The 22,756-nt window shown below is 72.9% G+C and carries 21 protein-coding genes; 16 read left to right on the top strand and 5 right to left on the bottom strand.

The features are described from left to right. Window positions 1-40: 40 nt before the first annotated feature. The 3 genes from AB0G50_RS25445 to AB0G50_RS25435 are packed head-to-tail and all read left to right on the top strand — an operon-like array spanning window position 41 to window position 3,319. Entirely contained in the window at window positions 41-664 is a 624-nt protein-coding gene (locus tag AB0G50_RS25445) for a succinate dehydrogenase cytochrome b subunit (RefSeq protein ID WP_360112926.1), read from the top strand. Window position 665: 1 nt separating this feature from the next. Then, window positions 666-2,576 carry a fumarate reductase/succinate dehydrogenase flavoprotein subunit gene (locus tag AB0G50_RS25440; RefSeq protein ID WP_360112925.1) on the top strand — a complete coding sequence of 637 codons (1,911 nt, stop codon included), beginning with the start codon at window positions 666-668 and terminating at the stop codon, window positions 2,574-2,576. Then, window positions 2,573-3,319, top strand: a complete 747-nt coding sequence (locus tag AB0G50_RS25435; protein WP_360112923.1) for a succinate dehydrogenase/fumarate reductase iron-sulfur subunit — start codon at window positions 2,573-2,575, stop codon at window positions 3,317-3,319. The genes AB0G50_RS25440 and AB0G50_RS25435 overlap by 4 nt, the downstream gene beginning before the upstream one ends. Here the strand turns inward: AB0G50_RS25435 and AB0G50_RS25430 are convergent. Then, entirely contained in the window at window positions 3,295-4,146 is an 852-nt protein-coding gene (locus tag AB0G50_RS25430; RefSeq protein WP_360112922.1) for a putative sulfate exporter family transporter, read from the bottom strand. The genes AB0G50_RS25435 and AB0G50_RS25430 overlap by 25 nt on opposite strands. An 11-nt stretch (window positions 4,147-4,157) precedes the next feature. Here AB0G50_RS25430 and AB0G50_RS25425 point away from each other — a divergent pair, with 11 nt between their 5' ends. The 4 genes from AB0G50_RS25425 to AB0G50_RS25410 all read left to right on the top strand — a co-directional run bounded on the left by AB0G50_RS25425 (window position 4,158) and on the right by AB0G50_RS25410 (window position 9,321). Continuing rightward, complete coding sequence (locus AB0G50_RS25425; RefSeq protein ID WP_360112920.1) at window positions 4,158-5,069, top strand: LysR substrate-binding domain-containing protein; 912 nt, start codon at window positions 4,158-4,160, stop codon at window positions 5,067-5,069. Between the two features lie 4 nt (window positions 5,070-5,073). Then, window positions 5,074-5,721: a hypothetical protein gene (locus AB0G50_RS25420; RefSeq protein WP_360112918.1), complete on the top strand. Its 648-nt coding sequence runs from the start codon at window positions 5,074-5,076 to the stop codon at window positions 5,719-5,721. 31 nt (window positions 5,722-5,752) lie between these two features. Next, window positions 5,753-8,062: an NAD-dependent DNA ligase LigA gene (gene ligA, locus AB0G50_RS25415; RefSeq protein WP_360112916.1), complete on the top strand. Its 2,310-nt coding sequence runs from the start codon at window positions 5,753-5,755 to the stop codon at window positions 8,060-8,062. A gap of 776 nt (window positions 8,063-8,838) precedes the next feature. Then, the gene (locus tag AB0G50_RS25410; protein ID WP_360112914.1) at window positions 8,839-9,321 is read left to right on the top strand and encodes an MBL fold metallo-hydrolase; all 483 of its coding nucleotides are present in this window, start codon (window positions 8,839-8,841) and stop codon (window positions 9,319-9,321) included. 10 nt (window positions 9,322-9,331) lie between these two features. Here AB0G50_RS25410 and AB0G50_RS25405 read toward each other — a convergent pair whose 3' ends face one another. Beyond that, the gene (locus AB0G50_RS25405; protein WP_360112912.1) at window positions 9,332-9,739 is read right to left on the bottom strand and encodes a protein-tyrosine phosphatase family protein; all 408 of its coding nucleotides are present in this window, start codon (window positions 9,737-9,739) and stop codon (window positions 9,332-9,334) included. 105 nt (window positions 9,740-9,844) lie between these two features. Between AB0G50_RS25405 and AB0G50_RS25400 the strand changes: the two genes are divergently transcribed. Next, window positions 9,845-10,543, top strand: coding sequence for a 3-keto-5-aminohexanoate cleavage protein (locus tag AB0G50_RS25400; RefSeq protein WP_360112910.1), 699 nt, complete (start codon window positions 9,845-9,847; stop codon window positions 10,541-10,543). A 276-nt stretch (window positions 10,544-10,819) separates the two neighbouring features. Here the strand turns inward: AB0G50_RS25400 and AB0G50_RS25395 are convergent, their stop codons facing one another. Further along, window positions 10,820-11,473, bottom strand: a complete 654-nt coding sequence (locus AB0G50_RS25395) for an amino acid-binding protein (RefSeq protein ID WP_360113034.1) — start codon at window positions 11,471-11,473, stop codon at window positions 10,820-10,822. Between the two features lie 241 nt (window positions 11,474-11,714). On the opposite strand from AB0G50_RS25395, the gene gatC reads away from it, so the two are divergent. The 6 genes from gatC (at window position 11,715) to AB0G50_RS25365 (ending at window position 18,721) form a co-directional block, all read left to right on the top strand. Continuing rightward, the gene (gatC, locus tag AB0G50_RS25390; protein WP_360112908.1) at window positions 11,715-12,014 is read left to right on the top strand and encodes an Asp-tRNA(Asn)/Glu-tRNA(Gln) amidotransferase subunit GatC; all 300 of its coding nucleotides are present in this window, start codon (window positions 11,715-11,717) and stop codon (window positions 12,012-12,014) included. Window positions 12,015-12,048: 34 nt separating this feature from the next. Beyond that, window positions 12,049-13,542 carry an Asp-tRNA(Asn)/Glu-tRNA(Gln) amidotransferase subunit GatA gene (gene gatA / locus AB0G50_RS25385; RefSeq protein WP_360112906.1) on the top strand — a complete coding sequence of 498 codons (1,494 nt, stop codon included), beginning with the start codon at window positions 12,049-12,051 and terminating at the stop codon, window positions 13,540-13,542. Continuing rightward, window positions 13,542-13,733 (top strand): hypothetical protein, encoded by a 192-nt coding sequence (locus AB0G50_RS25380; RefSeq protein ID WP_360112904.1) that lies wholly within the window; start codon window positions 13,542-13,544, stop codon window positions 13,731-13,733. The genes gatA and AB0G50_RS25380 overlap by 1 nt, the downstream gene beginning before the upstream one ends. Next, the gene (gene gatB / locus AB0G50_RS25375) at window positions 13,730-15,232 is read left to right on the top strand and encodes an Asp-tRNA(Asn)/Glu-tRNA(Gln) amidotransferase subunit GatB (protein ID WP_360112902.1); all 1,503 of its coding nucleotides are present in this window, start codon (window positions 13,730-13,732) and stop codon (window positions 15,230-15,232) included. Before AB0G50_RS25380 ends, gatB begins: the two co-directional genes overlap by 4 nt. Window positions 15,233-15,750: 518 nt before the next feature. Further along, the gene (locus AB0G50_RS25370; RefSeq protein ID WP_360112900.1) at window positions 15,751-16,020 is read left to right on the top strand and encodes a hypothetical protein; all 270 of its coding nucleotides are present in this window, start codon (window positions 15,751-15,753) and stop codon (window positions 16,018-16,020) included. 85 nt (window positions 16,021-16,105) lie between these two features. Beyond that, entirely contained in the window at window positions 16,106-18,721 is a 2,616-nt protein-coding gene (locus AB0G50_RS25365; protein WP_360112898.1) for a CHAT domain-containing protein, read from the top strand. A gap of 125 nt (window positions 18,722-18,846) precedes the next feature. Here the strand turns inward: AB0G50_RS25365 and AB0G50_RS25360 are convergent, their stop codons facing one another. Further along, complete coding sequence (locus AB0G50_RS25360; protein ID WP_360112896.1) at window positions 18,847-20,031, bottom strand: PQQ-dependent sugar dehydrogenase; 1,185 nt, start codon at window positions 20,029-20,031, stop codon at window positions 18,847-18,849. Between the two features lie 11 nt (window positions 20,032-20,042). Next, window positions 20,043-20,888, bottom strand: coding sequence for an alpha/beta hydrolase (locus tag AB0G50_RS25355; protein ID WP_360112894.1), 846 nt, complete (start codon window positions 20,886-20,888; stop codon window positions 20,043-20,045). On the opposite strand from AB0G50_RS25355, the gene AB0G50_RS25350 reads away from it, so the two are divergent. Then, window positions 20,887-21,834 (top strand): 2-hydroxyacid dehydrogenase, encoded by a 948-nt coding sequence (locus tag AB0G50_RS25350; RefSeq protein ID WP_360112892.1) that lies wholly within the window; start codon window positions 20,887-20,889, stop codon window positions 21,832-21,834. The two genes, AB0G50_RS25355 and AB0G50_RS25350, sit on opposite strands and share 2 nt — an antisense overlap. A 107-nt stretch (window positions 21,835-21,941) precedes the next feature. Further along, window positions 21,942-22,616 (top strand): DoxX family membrane protein, encoded by a 675-nt coding sequence (locus AB0G50_RS25345; protein WP_360112890.1) that lies wholly within the window; start codon window positions 21,942-21,944, stop codon window positions 22,614-22,616. Window positions 22,617-22,756: the final 140 nt, after the last annotated feature.

The following is a 22,756-nucleotide window of genomic DNA, read 5'->3' as shown; positions in this document are numbered from 1 at the left end:
ATTGGACGACTTGACGAGTGCGTTCCTACCGTCGACAGCCGTGGACACGATTCGCTTGTACCGCAGCACGATCGGCAAGAAGGCCGTCATGGCGGTCACCGGTGGCGTGCTGCTCCTGTACGTGGTCGCGCACATGGTCGGCAACCTGTCGATCTTCACCGGCGGCCTGGACGACTACGGCCGGTGGCTGCGCGCCGTCGGGGTGGTCTGGCCGGTGCGGATCGGCCTCCTGGCGGCCGTGGCACTGCACTTCGCCGCCGCCTACCAGCTGACCGCCCGCTCCCGGAAGGCGCGCGGCCGGTACGCGCACCGGCGCCCGGTCCAGGGCGGCTACGCGGCGCGCACGATGCGCTGGGGCGGCGTGATCATCGGGTTGTTCGTGGTCTACCACCTGCTCGACCTGACCGCCGGGTACCTCAACCCGCACGGCGTCGAGGGCGAGATCCACGCCAACGTCGTCGCCGACTTCCGGCACTGGTACGTGGTGCTGGCCTACGCGATCGCCGTGCTGGCACTGGGTTTCCACCTCCGCCACGGGGTGTGGAGCGCGGCGCAGACCCTCGGCGTGACGACGTCGAGGGTGCTCGGCCTCACCGTCGCGATCGTGGTGTGCGGCGGTTTCCTTTCCGTTCCCTTCGCCGTAGTCACCGGAGTGGTGAGCTGACATGTACACCCAGGGCGACCCGATCGCCGACCACCGCACCCCGTCCGGACCGATCGAGAGCCGGTGGGACCGCCGGAGGTTCTCCGCCCGCCTGGTCAACCCGGCCAACCGCCGCAACCGGCACGTGATCGTCGTCGGCACGGGCCTGGCCGGTGGCAGCGCCGCCGCGACGCTGGCCGAGCTCGGCTACCGCGTCACGTCGTTCTGCCACCAGGACAGCCCGCGCCGCGCGCACTCGATCGCCGCGCAGGGCGGCATCAACGCGGCCAAGAACTACCGCAACGACGGCGACAGCGTGCACCGGCTGTTCTACGACACGGTGAAGGGCGGCGACTTCCGCTCCCGCGAGTCGAACGTGCACCGGCTGGCCCGGATCAGCGTGGAGATCATCGACCAGTGCGTGGCGCAGGGCGTGCCGTTCGCCCGCGAGTACGGCGGCCTGCTGGACACCCGTTCCTTCGGCGGGGCGCAGGTTTCCCGCACGTTCTACGCCCGCGGCCAGACGGGGCAGCAACTCCTCCTGGGCGCCTACCAGGCGCTGTCCCGGCAGATCGGTGCCGGCCGGGTGGAGATGCACCCCCGCACCGAGATGCTGGACCTGGTCGTGGTCGACGGCCGGGCGCGCGGCGTCGTGGTGCGGTCGCTGGTCACCGGCGAGGTGACGACGCACTTCGCGGACGCGGTCGTGCTCGCGACCGGCGGCTACGGCAACGTGTTCCACCTGTCCACCAACGCCAAGGGCTGCAACGCCACCGCGATCTGGCGGGCGCACCGGCGCGGCGCGCTGTTCGCGAACCCGTGCTTCACCCAGATCCACCCGACCTGCATCCCGATCAGCGGCGACCACCAGTCCAAGCTCACGCTGATGAGCGAGTCGCTGCGCAACGACGGCCGGGTGTGGGTGCCGCGCGACCCGCGCGACAGCCGGTCGCCCGACGCGATCCCGGAACCCGACCGGGACTACTTCCTCGAGCGGATGTACCCGAGCTTCGGCAACCTCGTGCCGCGCGACATCGCCTCCCGCGCCGCGAAGAACATCTCCGACGAGAAGCGCGGCGTGTACCTGGACTTCGCCGACGCGCTCGCCCGGCTGGGCCGCGGCGTCGTGGAAGCCCGCTACGGCAACCTGTTCGAGATGTACGAGCGCATCACCGGCGAGGACCCCTACCGGGTGCCGATGCGCATCTACCCCGCCGTGCACTACACGATGGGCGGGCTGTGGGTGGACTACGACCTGCACAGCACGATCCCCGGGCTGTTCGTGATCGGGGAGGCCAACTTCTCCGACCACGGCGCGAACCGGCTCGGCGCCAGCGCGTTGATGCAGGGCCTGGCCGACGGGTACTTCGTGCTGCCCGGTGTGATCGGCGACTACCTGGCCGACGCGCCGTTCGGCGGCCTGACGCCGGACCACCCGCAGGTCGCCGACACGGTGTCCGAGGTGCGGGGCCGGATCAAGACCCTGCTCGCGGTGGACGGCGACCGGACCGTCGAGTCGTTCCACCGCGAACTCGGCAGGCTGATGTGGGACGAGTGCGGCATGGAGCGCTCGGGGCCGGGGCTGCGCAAGGCGTTGGCCCGGATCCCGGAGCTGCGCGAGGAGTTCTGGCGGCGGGTGCGCGTGCCGGGACGCGGGCACGAGCTGAACCAGGAGTTGGAGAAGGCGGGCCGGGTGGCCGACTTCTTCGAGCTGGCCGAGCTGATGTGCGTCGACGCGCTGCACCGCGAGGAGTCGTGCGGCGGGCACTTCCGCACGGAGAGCCGGACGCCGGAGGGCGAGGCGGTGCGCGACGACGACCGGTTCTCCTACGTCGCCGCGTGGGGCTGGACCGGCGTCGGGCAGCCGCCCGTGCTGCACAAGGAGGACCTGGTCTTCGAGCACGTCCGACCGAGCACCCGGAGCTACGCGTGAAACTCACCCTGCGGATCTGGCGGCAGCACGACGACGACGGCCGGCTGGTGGACTACGAGGTCGACGGGTTGTCCGCGGACATGTCGTTCCTGGAGGCGCTGGACGTGCTGAACGAGCGGCTGGTGCTCGCGGGCGACGAGCCGGTGGCGTTCGACCACGACTGCCGCGAGGGCATCTGCGGCGCGTGCGGCGTGATGATCAACGGTGTCGCGCACGGGCCGGAGAAGGCGACCACCGCGTGCCAGTTGCACCTGCGGCACTTCCGCGACGGCGACGTGCTGACCGTGGAACCGTGGCGCGCGCAGCCGTTCCCGGTGGTGCGGGACCTGGTGGTGGACCGCTCCGCGCTGGACCGGATCGTGCGCGCCGGCGGGTACGTGAGCGTGTCGACGGGCAGCGCGCCGGACGCGCACGCCCTGCCGGTGCCCAAACCCGACGCGGACACCGCGTTCGAGGCGGCGGCGTGCATCGGGTGCGGCGCGTGCGTCGCGGCGTGCCCCAACGGGTCCGCGATGCTGTTCACGGCGGCGAAGACGACGCACCTCGGCGTGCTGCCGCAGGGGCAGCCCGAGCGGTACTCGCGGGCGCGGGACATGGTCGCCGAGCACGACGCGCTGGGATTCGGCGGCTGCACCAACGCGGGGGAGTGCACCTCGGTGTGCCCCAAGGGGATCCCGCTCACCACCATCGCCCGGCTGAACGGGGACCTGTTGCGCGCTCACACCACGCGCAGCGCCAGGTAGCCGAGCCCGACCACCAGCACCGTCGACAGGAACCCGAGGAGCAGCGCGCGCGGTCCGGTCCGCAGCAGCACCGCGGGCCGGACCGCCGTGCCCAGCCCGAACAGCGCCGCCGCCGGCAGCACCGTCGTCACCACCCCGACCACGTCCAGCACGCCGGCCGGCACCCACCCGGTCGACCGGACCGCCACCATCGCCAGGAACCCCAGCAGGAACGCGGGCGGCGCGGTCCTCTTCCGGCCCACCAGCGCCACCACGGGCGCGAGCAGCGCGACCCTGGTCAGCTTCACCGCCATCGCGGTCGCGAGCCCGGCGGGCCCGGCCGCGGCCGCGACCTGCGCCACCTCGTGCGTGCTCAACCCGATCCACTCCGGCGACGCGCCCAGCAGCGGCAGCGCGATCATGGTGAGCGTGCCGTAGAGGGTGACCAGCGCGACGCCGGTGGCCACGTGCTCGTCGTCGCGGTCGACCACGCCCTCCACCGCGGCGATCGCGGACGCGCCGCAGATCGCGAAACCACCGGCCACCAACAGGGTCAGCCCGCGCGGCAGGCCGAGCCTGCCGCCGAGCCAGACGGTGCCGGCGAACGTGCCGCCGACCGTGACCGCGGCCGCGAGCAGCACGCCCGGGCCGAGGTCCACCAGTTGCCCGAGCGAAAGCCGCAACCCCAGCAGCACCACCCCGAGCCGCAGCAACACCCGGGTCGCCGCCGAGAGGTCCGGCAACCACGACCCCGCGAGCACACCCGCCACCAACGCTCCGATCACCACGGCACCGAGTCTTCGTCGGCACGGCGCGTCCCGGTAGGCGGAGGTGCGCTCTGGGGTCATACCCTGGGCCTATGACCCCGGACCTCGAATCGCTGCGCCTGCTGGTGCTGGTCGGAGAGCTGGGCAGCGTGGGTCGGGCGGCGCGCCGGTTGGGCGTCGCGCAGCCGTCGGCGAGCAAGCGGCTGTCCACACTGGAGCGCCGGCTCGGGCTCGTGCTCGTGGACCGCGGCCGGCGCGGCTCGGCGCTGACCCCGTCCGGCGTCGTGGTCACCGAGCACGCGCGCCGGGTGCTGGGCGAGGTCGACGGCCTGGTCGCGGCGGCGCGGGCGTTGCGCTCCGACCGGGACGCGGCGCTGCGGGTCGCGGCCAGCATGACGGTGGCCGAGCACCTGGCGCCGTCGTGGATCGGCGAACTGCGCCGCGCCGACCCGGACCTGCGGGTGGGGCTGCGGGTGACGAACTCGGCCACGGTCGCCGAACTGGTCCGGGACGGCGCGGTGGACCTCGGGTTCGTGGAGGCGCCCGGCCCGCTGACCGGGTTGTCCTCGCGCCGGGTCGCGGTCGACCGGCTGGCCGTCGTGGTCGCGCCCGACCACCCGTGGACCCGTCGCAAGCGGCCCGTGACCCCCGCCGAACTCGCCGCCACGCCGCTCGTGGTGCGCGAACCCGGGTCGGGCACCCGGGACACCCTGGACCACGCGCTTCCGGGCTGCGCCGTGGCGCTGGAGCTGGGTTCCACCACGGCCGTGCGCGGCGCGGTGGTGGCCGGCGTCGGTCCGGCCGCGCTGAGCGTGCTGGCCGTGTCGGTGGACCTGGCCGAGGGCCGGCTCGTGGAGGTGCCGGTGGCGCTGGACCTCGGGCGCGTGCTGCGCGCCGTGTGGCCCGCCGGGCGCCGGCTCGTCGGTCCGGCCGCCACCCTGCTCGCGCTCGCGCTGCGGCGGTCCGGAACGCCACGTCGGCGCGCGCCGTCCGTAGTTCAATGAGGGCATGAGCTGGTTCCGCCGACCTCAGCCGGCACCTGTCGCCGGGCACCTGCCCAACCCCGCCGAGGCGGCCGAGGCGTTCTGGCGGCGGTGGCACGACCTCCTGCCGGTGGTGAGCGCCGCGCTCGGCGACCGCGAGCCGCAGCGGGTGGAGAACGAGCTGTGCGAACTGGTCGCGGGCGTGCACCCGGACCTGCACTTCGCGCTCGAACGCGGCCACCGGGCCATCTACGCGTTCGTGCTGAGCGGCCAGGAGGACCCGCGGCTGCGCCCCTACACCGACGCCTGGATCGCCGCCGCGCCCGCCGAGGACATGATCTGGGAGTACCACGACTCGGTGCCGCCGGTGCCCGACCCGACGCTGGTGACGGTCAACCTCGGGCCGCGCCGGATCGCGCTGGCCGACGTGCGGCTGGCCGTCGTGGTGGACGACGGGTTGGTCGACGTGGCGGTGTTCCACCCCGGTTTCGCGGCGCTGGACGACGCGGCCCGGCGGACCCTGACGTTCCTGCCGCTGGACGTCACCCTCGGTGAGCGGGTGGCCGCCGAACGGCTGGGCCGGGTCGAGACCGCGGCCGCGGAGCCGTCCGGCGCGATCGGTCTGCTGGAGTTCCGCGAACTGGTGCTGGGCCTGACCGAGGATCCCTCCTGAAATTGTCGTACCCCCTGGTTACGCTCCACCCGTGACCAGCAACGACCAGTCCGGCACCCCGGTATCCGTCGAGGACGTGCCCGCCACCGCGCGGGAGGAGCACGCGGCCCTCGCGGAGGTGGTGCGCGGGCACCAGTTCCGGTATTACGTCCTCGACTCGCCGACGGTGAGTGACGGCGAGTTCGACGCGCTGCTGCGCCGGTTGGAGGAGCTGGAGGCCGCGCACCCCGCGCTGGCCACGCCCGACTCGCCGACCCAGCTGGTCGGCGGCACGTTCTCCACCGAGTTCCAGGCGGTCGACCACCTGGAGCGGATGCTCAGCCTGGACAACGCGTTCACCCGGGACGGGCTGCACGCGTGGGTCGAGCGGGTGGAGAAGGAGGTCGGCGAGGGCGCGCACTACCTGTGCGAGCTCAAGATCGACGGCCTGGCGATCAACCTGCTGTACCGGGATGGTCGGCTGGTCCGGGCCCTGACCAGGGGCGACGGGCGCACCGGCGAGGACGTGACGCTGAACGTGCGCACCCTGGGCGACGTGCCCGAGGTGCTCACCGGCACCGAGGAGTACCCCGTCCCCGCGCTGGTCGAGGTGCGCGGCGAGGTGTTCTTCGCGGTCGAGGACTTCCTGGAGCTCAACGCCCGGCTGGTCGAGGAGGGCAAGCCGCCGTTCGCGAACCCGCGCAACACGGCGGCCGGGTCGTTGCGGCAGAAGGACCCCAAGGTCACCGCGTCCCGGCGGCTGCGGATGATCTGCCACGGCCTCGGCCGGCGCGAGGGGTTCGAGCTGGTCCGCCAGTCCGAGGCGTACGAGGCGCTGCGCGCGTGGGGGCTGCCCGTGTCGGCGCACACGGTGGTGCTGTCGAGCTTCGACGAGGTGTGGCGGCACGTCGAGCACTGGGGCGGGCACCGGCACGACGCGGCGCACGAGATCGACGGCGTGGTGATCAAGGTGGACGAGGTGTCCGCGCAGCGCAGGCTGGGCAGCACCTCGCGCGCGCCCCGGTGGGCCATGGCGTTCAAGTACCCGCCCGAGGAGGCGACGACGACGTTGCTGGACATCAAGGTCCAGGTCGGTCGCACCGGTCGGGTGACGCCGTACGCGGTGATGGAGCCGGTGAAGGTGGCCGGGTCGACGGTGGCGCGGGCGACGCTGCACAACGCGTCCGAGGTCAAGCGCAAGGGCGTGTGGATCGGCGACCGCATCGTGATCCGCAAGGCGGGCGACGTGATCCCCGAGGTGCTGGGTCCGGTGGTCGACGTGCGGCCGGCCGACGCGCGCGAGTTCGAGATGCCGTCGACGTGCCCGGAGTGCGGCCATCAGCTGCGGCCGATGAAGGAGGGCGACGTCGACATCCGCTGCCCGAACGCGGCGGCGTGCCCCGGTCAGCTGCGGGAACGCCTGGCGTACCTGGGTTCGCGGTCGGCGCTGGACATCGAGGTGCTGGGCTACGAGGCGGCGGCGGCGCTGGTCGAGGCGTCGTCGTACGGCGACGAGGGCGACCTGTTCGCGCTGGACGCGGCGGCGCTGCTCGAGGTCGAGCTGTTCCGCACCCAGGCCGGCGAGCCGACCGCGAACGCGGTGAAGCTGCTGGAGAACCTGGAGGCGGTGAAGCAGCGTCCACTGTGGAGGGTCCTGGTCGCGCTGTCGATCCGGCACGTGGGCCCGACGGCGGCCCGCGCGCTGGCCCGCGAGTTCGGCTCGATGGAGGCCGTTCGCACCGCGTCGGAGGAGGTCCTGGCCTCGGCGGAGGGCGTCGGCCCGACCATCGCGGCGGCGGTCGTGGAGTGGGCGGCCACCCCGTGGCGGCAACGGGTCGTGGAGAAGTGGGCGGCGGCGGGCGTCCGCATGGTGGACGAGCGCGACACCACCGTCGCCCGCACCCTGGAGGGCTTGTCGATCGTGGTCACCGGCTCCCTGCCGGGCTTCTCCCGCGACGAGGCCAAGGAGGCCATCCTCTCCCGGGGCGGCAAGGCCGCGGGCGCCGTCTCGAAGAAGACCGCCTTCGTCGTGGTCGGCGAAGCACCGGGGAGCAAGGCGGACAAGGCGATCCAACTCAAGGTCCCGGTCCTGGACGAACCGGGCTTCCGCGTCCTGCTCACCGAAGGCCCCGAAGCCGCCACCGCCGTGGCCACCATCGGCGACCCCAACGCCCCGGACCCGGACCCGACCCCCGACGACGCCTCGGCCGACAAGCCACCCACCACCCGCACACCCCGGTCCCGCAAGCCGAAGCAACCCCCGGCCGCCGACCCCTCTCCGGCCGAACCCGCCCCCACGACGCCCCCGGAGGTCGAGCCGGAGCCGTCGACCACCCCCGAGGAGGCTCCCGCGACCCCGTAACCCCCACCGCGCGGAAAACCCGCCCGGGCACCGCGCCACACCCACAACGGTCGAGCCTGCGAGCCATCCCAGCCCACAACGGGGAGTGCGGACTGGCCTCGCCCGGACGCCCAGGCCTGCCAAGCAGGTACGCCGCGCCTCGACTTCGGTGACGTGCCGAGCCTGTGCGCCCATGTCTGCACGCGCGCGCTGCGGCCGAGCCCGGACGCTCAGGCCTGCCAGGCAGGTGCGCCGCGCCTCGACTTCGGTGACGTGCCGAGCCTGTGCGCCCATGTCTGCACGCGCGCGCTGCGGCCGAGCCCGGACGCTCAGGCCCGCCAAGCAGGTAGGCCGCGCCTCGACTTCGGTGACGCGCCGAGCCCGTGCGCTCACGTCCGCACGCACGCTGCCGCCGAGCCCGCGCGCTCGACAGCGGCTCCCACGCGGCTCGCGGCTCGGGCCGGGAGCCGTGGCTGCGGCCGCGCAACCGGCGGGTCCGAGCGGAGGTCTCCGAGCGGGGTGTCCGCGCCGCTCGAGGCTCGGGTCGGTGTGCCCGCGTGGCTTGAGGCTCGGGTTGGTGGTGTGCCCTCGTCGTCGGCGCCCGTGTGTCCACACGGCCGTACCTCGCCGCTGCGCCCGTGAGCCGCTGCCCCTGCGAGCCGGTGTGTCCGCGAGTCCCTGCGTCCGCGTGTTCGCGAGTCCTGCTGCCTGTGCCCGCCGCCTGTGCCTGGTTCCCGCGCCGGGTCGCCGTGGTGGTCGCACTGTCCATTCCGGACTTCCGTCCTACCATCGGGAGCGTGCGCGAACTGGCGCCCGGCGTCCACCAGGTCGACCGGGGATTCGTGAACTCGTACCTCGTGGAGGACGTGCTGGTGGACGGTCGGCGTGACGTCCGCGGCGTGCGGGCGCACGTCCTCACCTGCGCGGGGCACGCGGGGCGGACCACGTTGCCGCGGTGGGCGGGTGTCGGTGAGGACCTCGACGTCACCGGCCACCTCACCGAAGGTGACGAGGTCGGGGGGTTCACCGTGCTCGACGTGCCCGGCCGCTCACCCGGTCACCTCGCGCTGTGGCGGTCCCGCGACGGGGTGTTGATCTGCGGGGACGTGTTCTTCGGCTTCCCCCGGCCCATGCCGCCGCCCCGGCTGCTGACGCCCGACCCCGGGCGCAACCGCGAGTCCATGCGGCGGTTGCTGGCGTTGCGGCCGCGGTTGGTGCTGTTCGGGCACGGGCGGCCGTTGCGGGACGTCCACCGGCTCGAGCACCTGCTCGACCGGTGACCGGCGGGGGCTAGAACCGCTCCACGTAGCGCTTCTGCCACGGTGTCTCGACCGCGCGCCGCCGGTAGTGCGCCCGGGTCCACGCCACCGCCTCACCCGCCGGCACCCCGGCGAGCACCGCCAGGCACGCGATCACCGTCCCGGTCCGCCCGACACCGCCACCGCACGCGACCTCCACCGCCTGCCCGGCCAACGCCCGCGCGTGCAGGTCCTCGATCAACCGCCGCGCCTGCGCCCGGTCCCGCGGCAACCGGAAGTCCGGCCAGTCCAACCACCCGGACTCCCACTCGACCACCGGGCGTTTCCCCAGGTAGAGCCCGTACTCGGGCAACGGCCCCGCGGGCAGTCCGGCCCGCTGCCCCCGTCCCCGGACCCACCCGCCGTCGGGCAACCGCACCGCACCCACCAGTTGCGTCATCCGACCATCCTGCCCCGGCCCGAAACGCCGGAAGCGCGGCCCACCCCGCGAATCCGACCCGAACGACGTCGAGCGCCGCGCCGCCCGGTGTGCTGAGCTGGACCCGTGCTCCAGGCCTGCCTGAACGGCGCCCGCGAGGCCCGTGCCCACCCCGCCCTGCCCGTCTCGCCCCGGCAGCTCGCCGCCGACGCCGCTGCCGTGGCCGAACTCGGGGTGCGGCACCTGCACCTGCACCCGAGGGACGCCGTCGGGCTGGAGGTGCTCGCCGGGCCCGAGGTGGCGACCACCGTCGCGCACGTCCGCGCCGCCGCGCCACAGGTCGAGATCGGCGTGACGACGGCCGCGTGGATCGTCCCGGACCCGCGCCGCCGGGCCGAACTGGTCCGCGGCTGGGCCGGGCTCGCCGCCGGCCGACCCGACGTCGCCTCGGTCAACGTGCACGAGGACGGTTGGCTCGACACGGCCGAGGCGCTGCGCGCGGCGGGCATCGGCGTCGAGCTGGGCGTGTTCCACGAGCGGGCCGCGCGGACGTTGCGCGACACCGGGATCCCGGACGGCACCCGGCGCGTGCTGGCGGAAGTCCAGCCGGGCGAGGGCGTCGACCAGGCGCGGGCGCTGCTGGACCTGCTGGAACCGCTCGGCAAACCGATCCTGCTGCACGGCGAGGACGACAGCGCCTGGCCCGTGCTCCGCCTGGCCCGCACCCTGGGCCTGGACACCAGGATCGGCCTGGAGGACACCCTCCTGACCGAGGACGGCACGCCCGCCACCGGCAATGCCCACCTGGTCGACCTGGCGAGCTGACCCCGACCGCGCCAAGATCGGGCCGAGTCAGGACCCGATCGGGCGGCACGACGGCCGCCGGCCCGAAACGCGTGGCCGCGCTCGGCGACACCCCTGGTCGGTCGACTCGGCCGGGGCAGGCGTGGCTCCGGGCGGACTTGGCCGCGCTATGAGGACACGACCCGCGTGGACGGGGCCGGGCAGGTGTGAGCCCAGCGGCCGGCACTTCTCACCCGGTCGGTGGGGTGGTTCGGCCCGGCGAGGCCGGTGCGTCCGCCCACCGCGTCGCCCGACCGCTCAGTCGGGCAGCACCACGGACACGATGCCCGCCAGGTGCGCCAGCCGGGCGACCTCCGCCGCGCGCCACATCGGGCCGCCCGGACGGCCCACCAGCAGCACCCGGTCCGGCTTGCCCAGCGGGGTCGCGGCGAGTTCGGTGCCCAGTTCGCGCCACGTCTCCGGCACCCAGCCGTCCTCGCCGTCCAGCACGGTTGCCCGGGCGAGCGGCATCCACGGCGGGTCGTCCAGCACCGTTTCCGGCGCCGCCGAGGAGGCGGTCAGGCGGTGGACGCCCGCGGCGTCGTAGGAGAAGACCACCGCCCAGCCCGCGCGGATGATCCGCGGCACGCCCTCGGTGAAGATCGCGAGCCCGCGCGCGGGCTCCTCCGCGACCTCCTCGACCAGTTCCAGCTCGCGGTGCGTGTTCAGCACGCCCGCGTACGGCCGGACCGCGTCCACCTCGACGCCCTCGATGGACTCGGCGGCGGTGATCAGCACGTCCGGCAGCCGGCCCGACGGCAGTTCGACCACCAGGTCGTCGATCGCCACGCCCGGACTGCGCTCCACCACGTCCACGCTGAGTATGTCGGCCCCGATCTCGCCGAGCGCCGTGGCGACCGCGCCCAGGGTTCCGGGGCGGTCCGGGAGCTGGACCCGGATCAGGAAGGACACGGTGCACGCCTCCACGCTGTAGTGATCCACGCTGCGGTGGGGATCCACGCTGTAGTGAACTCGCCGGTCGGTGATTCTCGCAGACGCGGCTACGCTTTCCGACCCACCGGGCGCGTTGCGCGCCGGTGAAATCGCCCGCCCCGGCGCGGCGGGTCGGACAACCCGGTCGGAGCGAGGCCTGACCAGCCCATAGACTCGGTGGGTCCACATCCCGAAAACTCGACCCACGGGGGTTGACGAGGTGCCCAGCATCTCCCGCGACGAGGTCGCGCACCTGGCGAAGCTGGCCAGGCTGGCCGTCACAGACGACGAGCTGGACCTGTTCGCCGGCCAGCTGGACGTGATCCTCCAGTCGGTGGCCCAGGTCGGCGACATCGCCACCGCGGACATCCCGCCCACTTCGCACGCCGTTCCGCTGACCAACGTGTTCCGCGAGGACGTGGTGCGTCCCGGCCTCGGTCAGCAGCAGGCGCTCGCGGGCGCCCCCGCCGCCGAGGACGGACGTTTCCGCGTCCCGCGAATCCTGGGTGAGGAAGCATGACCGCCGACGTCCTCTTCTCCGCGGAGGCGGACCGATGACCGACCTGATCCGCCACAGCGCCGCCGAACTCGCGGCGAAGATCGCCTCGCGCGAGGTGTCCGCCGTCGAGGTCGCGCAGGCCCACCTCGACCGCGTCGAGCAGGTCGACAAGGCGGTCAACGCCTTCCTGCACGTCGACACCGAGGGCGCGCTCGCCGCCGCCCGCCGGGTCGACCGGGACCTCGCCGACGGCAGGCCGGTCGGCCCGCTGGCCGGCGTCCCCTTGGCGCTCAAGGACGTCCTGACCACCGAGGGCGTGCCGACCACCGTCGGCTCGAAGATCCTCGAGGGCTGGAAGCCGCCGTACGACGCGACGGTCACCCGCCGGCTCAAGGAAGCCGGTGTCGTGATCCTCGGCAAGACCAACATGGACGAGTTCGCGATGGGCTCCTCCACCGAGAACTCCGCCTACGGCCCCACCCGCAACCCGTGGGACCTGGAGCGCATCCCGGGCGGCTCGGGCGGCGGCTCGTCCGCGTCGCTCGCCGCGTTCGAGGCGCCGCTGGCGATCGGCACGGACACCGGCGGCTCGATCCGCCAGCCCGGCGCGGTCACCGGTACGGTCGGCGTGAAGCCCACCTACGGCAGCGTGTCCCGGTACGGCCTGGTCGCGTTCTCGTCCTCGCTGGACCAGGCGGGCCCGTGCGCCCGCACGGTGCTGGACGCCGCGCTGCTGCACGAGGTCATCGCGGGCCACGACCCGCTCGACTCGACGTCGATCGACGCGCCGGTGCCCCCGGTCGTGGCGGCGGCGCGCGAGGGCGCGAACGGCGACCTGTCCGGCGTGCGCGTCGGCGTCGTCACGCAGTTCTCCGGCGAGGGCTACCAGCCGGGCGTGCTGCGGTCGTTCGAGGCGGCCGTGGAGCAGCTGCGCCGGCTCGGCGCCGAGGTGGTCGAGGTGTCCTGCCCGAGCTTCGACTACGCGCTGCCCGCGTACTACCTGATCGCGCCGAGCGAGGCGTCGTCCAACCTGGCCCGCTTCGACGCCATGCGGTACGGCATCCGGGTCGGCGACGACGGCACGCGCAGCGCCGAGGAGGTCATGTCGCTGACCCGCGAGGCCGGTTTCGGCCCGGAGGTCAAGCGGCGCATCATGATCGGCACCTACGCGCTCTCGTCGGGCTACTACGACGCGTACTACGGCTCGGCGCAGAAGGTCCGCACGCTGATCACCCGGGACTTCGCGTCGGCGTTCGCGACCGTCGACGTGCTGGTGTCGCCGACCACGCCGACCACGGCGTTCCGGATCGGCGAGCGCACCGGCGACCCGATGGCCATGTACCAGGCCGACCTCTGCACGATCCCGGCCAACCTGGCGGGCAACGCCGCGATGAGCGTCCCGAGTGGACTGTCCGACGAGGACGGCCTGCCGGTGGGGCTCCAGATCATGGCGCCCGCGCTCCAGGACCACCGGATGTACCGGGTGGCGGCGGCCTACGAGGTGGCGCGCGGCCCGTTCGGCTCCGCGCCGGACCCGGTGGTGGCGTGATGCGCAAAGCACGCGGAATCCTCTCGCTGCTGGGCGCGGCCGGCGCCGCCACCAGCGCGTTCTCCACGTTGAAGTCCGCTCGGGGCAAGAACGACAGGCTGGCGCTGGTCAACGCCGCCGCGAGCATCCTGGTGGCGGTCACCGGCGCGGCCCTGGCCGTGCGCGGGCTGCGGAAGGACGGGAAGGCATGACGGCCGTGGCCGATCTCATGGACTACGCCGAGGTGATCGAGCGCTTCGACCCCGTGCTGGGGTTGGAGGTGCACGTCGAGCTGCACACCGCCACCAAGATGTTCTGCGGCTGCGCGAACCTCTTCGGCGGCGAGCCCAACACCAACACCTGCCCGACGTGCCTCGGCCTGCCGGGCGCGCTGCCGGTGGTGAACGGCACCGCGATCGAGTCCGCGATCCGCATCGGCCTGGCGCTGAACTGCTCGATCGCGGAGTGGTGCCGGTTCGCCCGGAAGAACTACTTCTACCCGGACATGCCGAAGAACTTCCAGACGTCGCAGTACGACGAGCCGATCGCGTTCGACGGCTGGCTCGACGTGACGCTGGACGACGGCGAGGTCGTGCGGGTCGAGATCGAGCGCGCGCACATGGAGGAGGACACCGGCAAGTCGCTGCACGTCGGCGGCGCGACCGGGCGCATCCACGGCGCGGAGCACTCGCTGCTCGACTACAACCGGGCGGGCGTGCCGCTGATCGAGATCGTCACCAAGACGATCACCGGCACCGGTGAGCGGGCGCCGGAGGTGGCGCGCGCGTACGTGAGCGCGTTGCGGGACCTGTTGAAGGCGCTGGACGTCTCCGACGTGCGGATGGACCAGGGTTCGCTGCGCTGCGACGCCAACGTGTCGCTGATGGCCAAGGACGCCACCGAGTTCGGCACCCGCACCGAGACCAAGAACGTCAACTCGCTGCGCAGCGTCGAGCGGGCGGTCCGGTTCGAGATGACCCGCCAGGGCGCGGTGCTGGCGGCCGGCGGCTCGATCCTCCAGGAGACGCGGCACTTCGAGGAGGCCACCGGCAGCACGCGGTCCGGCCGGGTCAAGGAGACCGCGGAGGACTACCGGTACTTCCCGGAGCCCGACCTGGTGCCGGTCGCGCCGTCGCGCGAGTGGGTCGAGGAGCTGCGCGGCACGCTCCCCGAGCTGCCGTGGGAGCGGCGCAAGCGGATCCAGGACGACTGGAAGCTCACCGACGCCGAGTTGCGCGACCTGGTGAACGCGGGCGCGGTGGACCTGGTGACCGCGACGGTGGACGCCGGCGCGACGCCGGTCGAGGCGCGGTCCTGGTGGGTGGCCTACCTGACCAAGGAGGCCAACGGCCGCGGCGTGGAACTGGGCGAGCTGGCCATCACGCCCGTCCAGATCGCCAGGGTCGTCGCGCTGGTCAACGCGGGCGAGCTGACCAACAAGCTGGCGCGCGAGGTCGTGACGGGCGTGCTGGAGGGCGAGGGCGAGCCGGAGGCGGTCGTCGAGGCCCGCGGCCTGAAGGTCGTCAACGACGACTCGGCGCTGGAGAAGGCGGTGGACGAGGCGTTGGCCGCCCAGCCCGACGTGGCCGCCAAGATCCGCGACGGCAAGGTCGCGGCGGCGGGTGCCATCGTCGGCGCGGTCATGAAGGCGACCAAGGGCCAGGCGGACGCCAAGAAGGTCCGGGACCTGATCATCGCGCGCTGTTCGTAACGCGATCGCGGGATTGTCCGAGGGGTGGGCCCAACCGGCCCGCCCCTCGTTCGCGTTCCGGGGGTGAAACGGCGCGGCGGGTGCCGGCGATCAATTCCGAGAAGTCGTTCCGGCACGGGTTTCGACCGTGGTCGAAGAGTGACCCGCGGTGTTCGGTGCGACCGTTCGGTGCAATCCTCGATAAGCCGTTGGGATGTGTCGCTTCGGTGCTGGATCAGTATTCCGTGTGACGTAGGTCGCGGCATTCCCTGTATTTGCGGGCCGATAGTTGCCTACATTGTGTTAAGACGATCCGCCGTTCGAGTGGTATCCAGGTGAACTGACCCCTGTCGTTGCTGGTCAGCGGCGTCCAGAATCCGAGACGTGATTGCGCTGCGTAAATTCCTTCCTCACGGGTGCGTCCATCTGTGTCAGGCTTGAGCCGTTCGGAGCGGCGGGGGGCCGCTCGAACGATCATTCCGATGGACCACGGAACGGTTGACCCGAGAGGGTCTCTGTTGTAGGGGAGGACAACACAGATGTCTGTTACCGACGAGAAGAACACCCTCGTTCCCGTCGAACACACCACACCGGTCGAGCCCGCCGAGCACCCCGGCGCGCCCGTCGCGTCCGCCGTGACGACGGCGGAGGGCGTGGACGAGCAGGATGTCCCGGCCGAGCCGGTCGGCCTGCCGACGGAACTGGCGGACCTGCCGAAGACGCCGAAGCCGGCGCACGAGGGTGACGACGACTGGACGATCCAGGACGGGCCGTTCAAGCCCGGTTCCGAGCCCGTCGCGACGAACTGATCGCGAACCCGGCGATCGAGTGGCCGCCGACCGGGCGGTTCCCACCGTCCGGTCGGCAGTGCCGACAGGGTGATTGTGTTTACATATGGACGTGCCAGGCCAACCCAGAGCCGACCGGGTCGGTGCCGTCGACCGGGCGAGGGACCTGCACCGTCGGGGCAAGGCGGCGGCGACCGCCGACCGGCACCCCACCGCCATCCGCCTCCTGCGCCGCGGCCTGACCGTCGCCGAGTCCGCCGCGGACGACGTCTCGGCGCTCGAGGTGCGCGCCCGCATCCTCAGCACCCTCGCGTTCTGCGTCGCGGAGACCTCCAGCCTCGACGACGGCATGGCGATGCTGCTCGACCTCCGCGTGGAACTGGTGGACTTCCCGGATCCCGCGCTGCGCGAGGAACTGCTGAGCCTCGTGGACCACAACCGGGCCGTGCTGCTGTGCCGGGTCGGTCGGGTGGCGGACGGCATCCCGCTGTTCGACTCGGCGGTCGTCCACACCGAACGCGGTCTGGCCAAGCACGTCGGCGACCCGACCGGCCTGGTCGACTGGTTCGTGACGCAGCTGTCCAACCGCGGCAACGCGCACGGCATCGTCGGCAAGCCCGACCTCGCGGTCAAGGACCTCAACCGCGCCATCGAACTGGCCGCCCAGCACGGGCTGCACGCGCGCGTCGGCATCGCCACGCACGCCCTGGGCAACTTCCTCCAGCGCACCGGTGACATGCCCGCGGCACTGCGCCGGTACGAGGAGGCGAACCGGGTCTTCACCCGGCACGAGCCGGGACTCCTGCTGCGGCTCCGGCTGGACCAGGCCGAAGCGATGCTCAGCGTCGGACTCGCCGACGAGGCCGGTCGACACCTGGACGAGGTGCTGCCGGAGATGCGCCGCCAGCGCATCGTGCAGGACCACGCCGAGGCCGAGCTGTTCCGCGGCGCGGCCGCGCTCCTCGAGGGCGAACTGCGCACCGCGCGCCGGATGGCGTCGTCGGCGAACCGCAGGCTGGTCCGCCGGGGCAGTCCGGGCTGGGCCGCCGTCGCCGCGCTGATGGTGGTGCGGGTGGACGTGCAGCGCGCGCTCGACGGCCGGGTGCCCGCGAAGCTGCCGGCCAGGGTGCTCGACCTGTCCGGTCAACTGGCCTCGTTGCGCCTGCGCGACGAGGCGGCGACCGCGCGGATGCTCGCGGTGCGGCTGGAGCTCAAGCGCGGTCGGGTGGACGAGGCCGCCACGCTGCTCGACCTGGTGCCCAAGCCCCGGGCCATCGCGCCCATCGACCACCGGATGCTGCTCCGGCTGTGCCGCGCGGAACTGGCGCTGGCCAGGGGGAACCCGCGCGGCGCGCTCGCCCAGGCCAAGGCCGGGTTGACCGAGCTCGGCCGGATGCGCGACCGGATGGGCGCCGTGGAGCTGGTGTCCGGCACCGCGTTGCACGGCCGGGAGCTGGGCGACCTCGCGGTGCGGGTGATCCTCGACGGCGACGACTCGGCGGCGAACGCGCGGCGGCTGTTCACCTGGCTCGAGCGCACCCGGGCGCAGATGTACCGGTACGACCCCGTCGAGTCCACTGTGGACACCGAGCTGCGGGAGCGGATCGCCGAGGTGCGCAGGCTCAGCCGGGCGCTGATCCGGGCCCGGCTCGACGGCGCGCCGACCTCCAAGCTCGAACTGCGCTACGCGGCGGGTCAGCGGGACGCGATGCGGCTGGGGTGGAGCGCGTCGCCGTGGGGCAAACCGCGGCCGGTCGCGACACCCGAGGACGTCGCGGCCCGGCTGGGCGACCGCGCGCTGGTCAGCTTCGCGCACTCGGCCGACGACCTGGTGGCCGTGGTGATCGTGGCCGGGCGCACGAGGCTCGTCCGGCTCGGTCCGGCCGGGCTCGCCATGGAGGCGGCACGGCGGTTGCACGCCGACCTCAACGCGCTGGCGCCCGACCACCTGCCCGCGCCGCTGGCCCAGGTGATCTCCGCGTCCGCCCGGCGCGAGGCCGAGAAGCTGGACGACGTGCTGCTGCGCCCGCTCGCGCCGCTGGTCGGCGACCGGGAGTTGGTGATCGTGCCGACCGGTGCCCTCTACGTGGTGCCGTGGGCGACGCTGCCGTCCTGCGCGGCCCGGCCGACGGTCGTGGTGCCGTCCGCGACCGCGTGGTTGTCCACGACCCGTGAGGAGCGCGTGCCGACCAACGGGGTGCTGCTGGTGCGCGGGCCCGGGTTGCAGGCCGCGCAGGGCGAGATCGACAGCCTCGCCGGGTACCACGTGGACGCGAAGCTGCTCGGCGTCGGCGACGCGAAGGTCAACGCGGTGCTGGAGGCGTTGGACGGGGTGGAACTGGCGCACATCGCCGCGCACGGCGAGCACGAGCAGGACAACGCGCTGTTCTCCCGGCTGGAACTGGTCGACGGGGCGCTGTTCGCGCACGAGGTCGGGCGGGTGCGCCGACCGCCGCACCGGGTGGTGCTGGCCGCGTGCGAGCTGGCGCTCAACCGCATCCGGCCCGGTGACGAGCCGCTGGGGTTCGCCGGGGCGCTGCTCGCCGCCGGTGCGCGGACGGTGGTGGCGGCGTCGAGCAAGGTGGGCGACGAGCCGTCGGCGGCCGCGATGGCCGAGTTCCACCGCAACCTCGCGGCCGGGGCCTCGCCCGCGGTGGCACTGGCGGCGGCGGTGGCGGTGGATCCGTTGCGGCGGCCGTTCGTCTGCCTCGGGTCGGGTTGAGCCGGGGCGGTCGGTGCCTCGGCCGGCGGGCCGGTGTCGTCGGGTGATGTTGTCCGATGGGCACCGGGTTCGCGCGTGGTCGGGCGGGCGCCTCGTTCGGAGGGCACCGGGCGGTGCGCCGAAACCTAGTCCTTGCTCCCGCCCTGGTTGTCCGGGCGCACGATGATCACCACTCGGTCGTCGCTGGACACCGGGGTGCCGCCGGGGTTCTTGTTCACCGTGCCGACCAGGGCGGTCTTGTCGTCGAGCGCGACCATCGGGCCGAGCCGGCCGAAGGCGTCCTCCTTCTCGAAGGCGGGCTCCGGCTTGCCGGTGAAGCTGCCGTCCGGGTTCATCGGCAGGAACAGGGTGCCCGGGGTGTTCGAGGTCGCGAGCCACACGGTGTCGGTCAGCGACGCGCAGCCCGCGACGCCCGGCTTGTCCGGCCACGACCACGCGGGCGCGGCCAGCGGCTTGCCGGACTCGACGCGGTAGAGCGCGTCGGAGGTCGGGGTCGCGTCGGTGACCCACGTCTTCGAGCCGTCCGCGGCGACGCACAGGCCGCCCGGCGAGTGCAGGCCCGAGGTCAGCACGCGGGAGCCCGCGGTCGGGTTGCCCTTGGCCGGCTGGCCGGAGCCGTCGATCCGGAGCACCTTGCCCGCGAGCGAGGCCGGGTCGGCCGCGTTCGCCGGGTTGCCCGCGTCGCCGGTGGCCACGAGCAGCGCGCCCGACGCGTCGTAGGCCAGCACGCCCCGGTTGCCCGTCGGGCCCTTGGGGATGCCGGTGAGCACCGGCTTCGGCACGTCGCCCGGCGCGAGCCGCATGACCCGGTTGTCGGTGGCGGTCGTGACGTAGACGTAGACCAGCTGGTCCTCGGGGTAGGTCGGCGACAGCGTGAGCCCGGTGAGCCCGCCGTCGGCGGCCGCGTCCACCTCGAACTTCGCGACCTCGACCGGGTCGACGTCCTGGGTGACCTTCAGCAGCCGACCGGTGGTGCGCTCGGTCGCGAGCGCGGTGACCACGCCGGTCGACTGGTTCACGTCGGTCAGCGCCACCCCCGACACCGGGTTCAGGCACGTCGCGATCACGGCCCGGTTGAAGTCCTTACAGCCCTGGGGCGGTGGCACGGAGGTGGGTGTCTGGCCCTGCTGCTGACCCTGGCCCTGACCCGGTGACATCTCGCCCGGCAGCTCCGGTTTCGGGCCCGCCTGGGGGGTGAGCTGGACCTGGGCGCTCCACCCGGCGGGGCCGGGCTGCTCGGGGAAGCTCGCGCAGCCGGCGGCCAGCAGGCCGACGGCGGAGCCGATCAGCACCGCGCGGAGTCGTGACACGAGGACCAAGGTTAGGCGCGCGGCCGTGAACGCGAGGTGAGCAGGTCGTCGAGGGCCTGGTCGACGGTGTCCGCGCGGCGCAGCAGCAGGCGCAGTTCCTCGCGGACCACGGCCGGGTTCTCCAGCGGCAGGAAGTGGGTGTTGGGCAGCAGGCGGACCCTGGCCTGCGGCAGCGCGGCGGTCTGCTCCAGCACGCTCGCCGGGTTCGCCAGGAGGTCGTAGCGGCCGATCAGGACCGTTGTGGGGCACGTCACGCGGTGCGTGGCCGGTCTCGGCGCTTCGCCGAGAGCGAGGGCGAGGGTGAAGTACCAGCGCCAGTCGTGCTTCAGGAACCGCTTCAGGGGTGCGGTCAGGGCGAGGTCGGGCAGCGGCACGCGGTGCAGGACGCCGTCGAGCAGCGGACCGGCGGCGCGCAGGGCCCGCGCGGTCGTGACGCCGAGCAGCCGGCGCAGGTCGGCCGGGACCACCGAGGGCAGGACGCCGGTGAACGAGTCGCCCGGCACGCCCGCGACCAGCAGCAGACCCGCCACCCGTTCGGGGTGTCGGACGGCCAGTTCCACGGCCACCGGGACGCCCATCGACCAGCCCATGACCACACATCGGTGCACCTTGGCGTCGTCCAGGACGGCCAGCGCGTCGGCCACGTGGTCGGACAGGCCGATGCGGGACTCGTCCTCCGGGCGGTCCGAGCCGAGCGTGCCGCGGTGGTGCCAGCTGTGCACCGTGGCCGGCAGGTCCGGCCACGCGGCGGGCACCGCGCCGAGGCCGGGTGAGAGCAGGACGTCGGGCCCGTCGTGACCGGTGCGCCACGCCGTGATCCGCGTGCCGTCCGCGGAGAAGAGGTCGTGCTCGCGCATGGACCCGAGTTTGCCGTATTACGGTGCCCGCGTGACGGTCACGGTGTTGGTTCCGGATGAACTTGGCGTGCGGGTGCTGTCGGAGGTGCCGGGGGTGACGCCGGTGCTGTACTCGGCGGCCGACGCGCTGCCGCCCGAGGCGGAGCGGGCCGAGGTGCTGGTGCCGAAGTTCCTCTACGGCGTCGACCCGCGCGCGTTCCTCGCCCGGTTGCCCGCGTTGCGGCTGGTGCAGCTGATGAGCGCGGGCGCCGAGCGGTTCATCGACGTGGTGCCCGAAGGGGTGATGTTGTCGACGTGCAGGGGAGCGCACGGCGGCAGCACGGCGGAGTGGGCGATCGGGGCGTTGCTGGCGATCTACCGGGACTTCCCGGCGTTCGAGGCCGGGCGGTTGGCCCGGCGGTGGGACTACCACGCGACGGACACCTTGCAGGGCAAGAAGGTGCTGGTGGTCGGCGCGGGCGATCTGGGTGAGCAGTTCGTGCGGCGGCTGACGCCGTTCGACGCGTCGGCCGAGCTGGTCGGGCGGACGGCTCGTGCCGGGGTGCACGGGATGGACGAGCTGCCGGAGTTGCTGGGGCGGTTCGACGCGGTGCTGGTCGTGGTGCCGCTGACCTCGGAGACGGTCGGGATGGTGGACGCCAAGTTCCTGTCCTGCATGAAGGACGGCGCGATCCTGGTCAACGCCGCTCGCGGGCCGGTGGTGGACACGGACGCGTTGGTGGCGGAGTTGGTGGCCGGGCGGTTGCGGGCCGCGTTGGACGTGACCGAGCCGGAGCCGTTGCCCGAGGGGCATCCGTTGTGGGCGGCTCCCGGGTTGTTCCTGACTCCGCATGTGGCCGGGTCTTGCACGGGGCACGCTGAGCGGGCGTATGCGGTGGTGGCTTCCGAGGTGGCTCGGTATGCGCGGGGGGAGTTGCCGGCGAATCTGGTTCGGGGGGAGTACTGAGGGTCCCTTTTGTCGGGTTTGGCGGGTGTATGTAGGCCGTTCGGGTGATACCGGAGGGCGGAACGGACGCTCGCGGATGTCGGCTGAAGCTCCTAACGTGCGGGTTCGTGGCTACCCAAGACGACGGCACCTACCCGGTTGGTGGAGGGGCGCACCACTTCGACGACGGGACTACCTCGTTCGATCGGAAGACGAGTGCGTTCGACACGGCCGGGTACACGCCGATCGAGCAGGTTGACTCCTCCTACGGGAAGGGGGGTGTCGGGGGCTCGTCCGGGCGGGTTCCCTTTCGGTGGACCGGTAGTGCGGATGTCGGGTTGTTCGTGTTGCGGGTCGCGCTGGGTGGGGCGTTTGTCCTGCACGGGTTGCAGAAGGTGTTCGGGATGTTCGGCGGGCCCGGGATCGACGGGTTCGCTCGGACGTTGGAAGGGGTTTTTCGGTTCGACCAGGCTCGGGTGTTGGCCTGGGTGACCGGGGTTGTCGAGCTGGTTGGTGGGGGGTTGTTGGTTCTCGGGTTGTTCACGCCGCCGGCTGCTGCTGCGGTGTTGGCCGTGATGGGTGGGGCTATTTATTTGCGGTGGCGTGGTGGGTTCTTTGCTCCGGATGGGGTGGAGCGGGAGGCTGCGTTTGCCGCCATGGCGTTTGCGGTGTTGTTTGCGGGGCCTGGGCGCGCGGCGTTTGACTATGGGCGGCCGTGGTTTCGGCGGCCGTTGCCGTGGGCGCTTCTTTGTTTGTTCTTCGGGGCTGTTGGGGCGGCGGCGGTTCTGTACTTTCTTCATTGATGTTGTGGGTGGCGGTGGGGTGTGGGGTGCTGTTTAGGGCGTAAAAGCGTCCTCGCCGGACGGGCAGCGCCTCCGGGGGTTAGGGCGTCGTGTTCTCCCCGTATGGCCTGCCGGAGGCAACCACATGCGTCAAGGGGGCA

It is taken from the genome of Actinosynnema sp. NPDC020468 (assembly GCF_040642015.1).
Taxonomy (GTDB): domain Bacteria; phylum Actinomycetota; class Actinomycetes; order Mycobacteriales; family Pseudonocardiaceae; genus Actinosynnema.
Note: the sequence above shows the minus strand (reverse complement) of the source record. Positions and strands in the feature narration are given on the sequence as shown.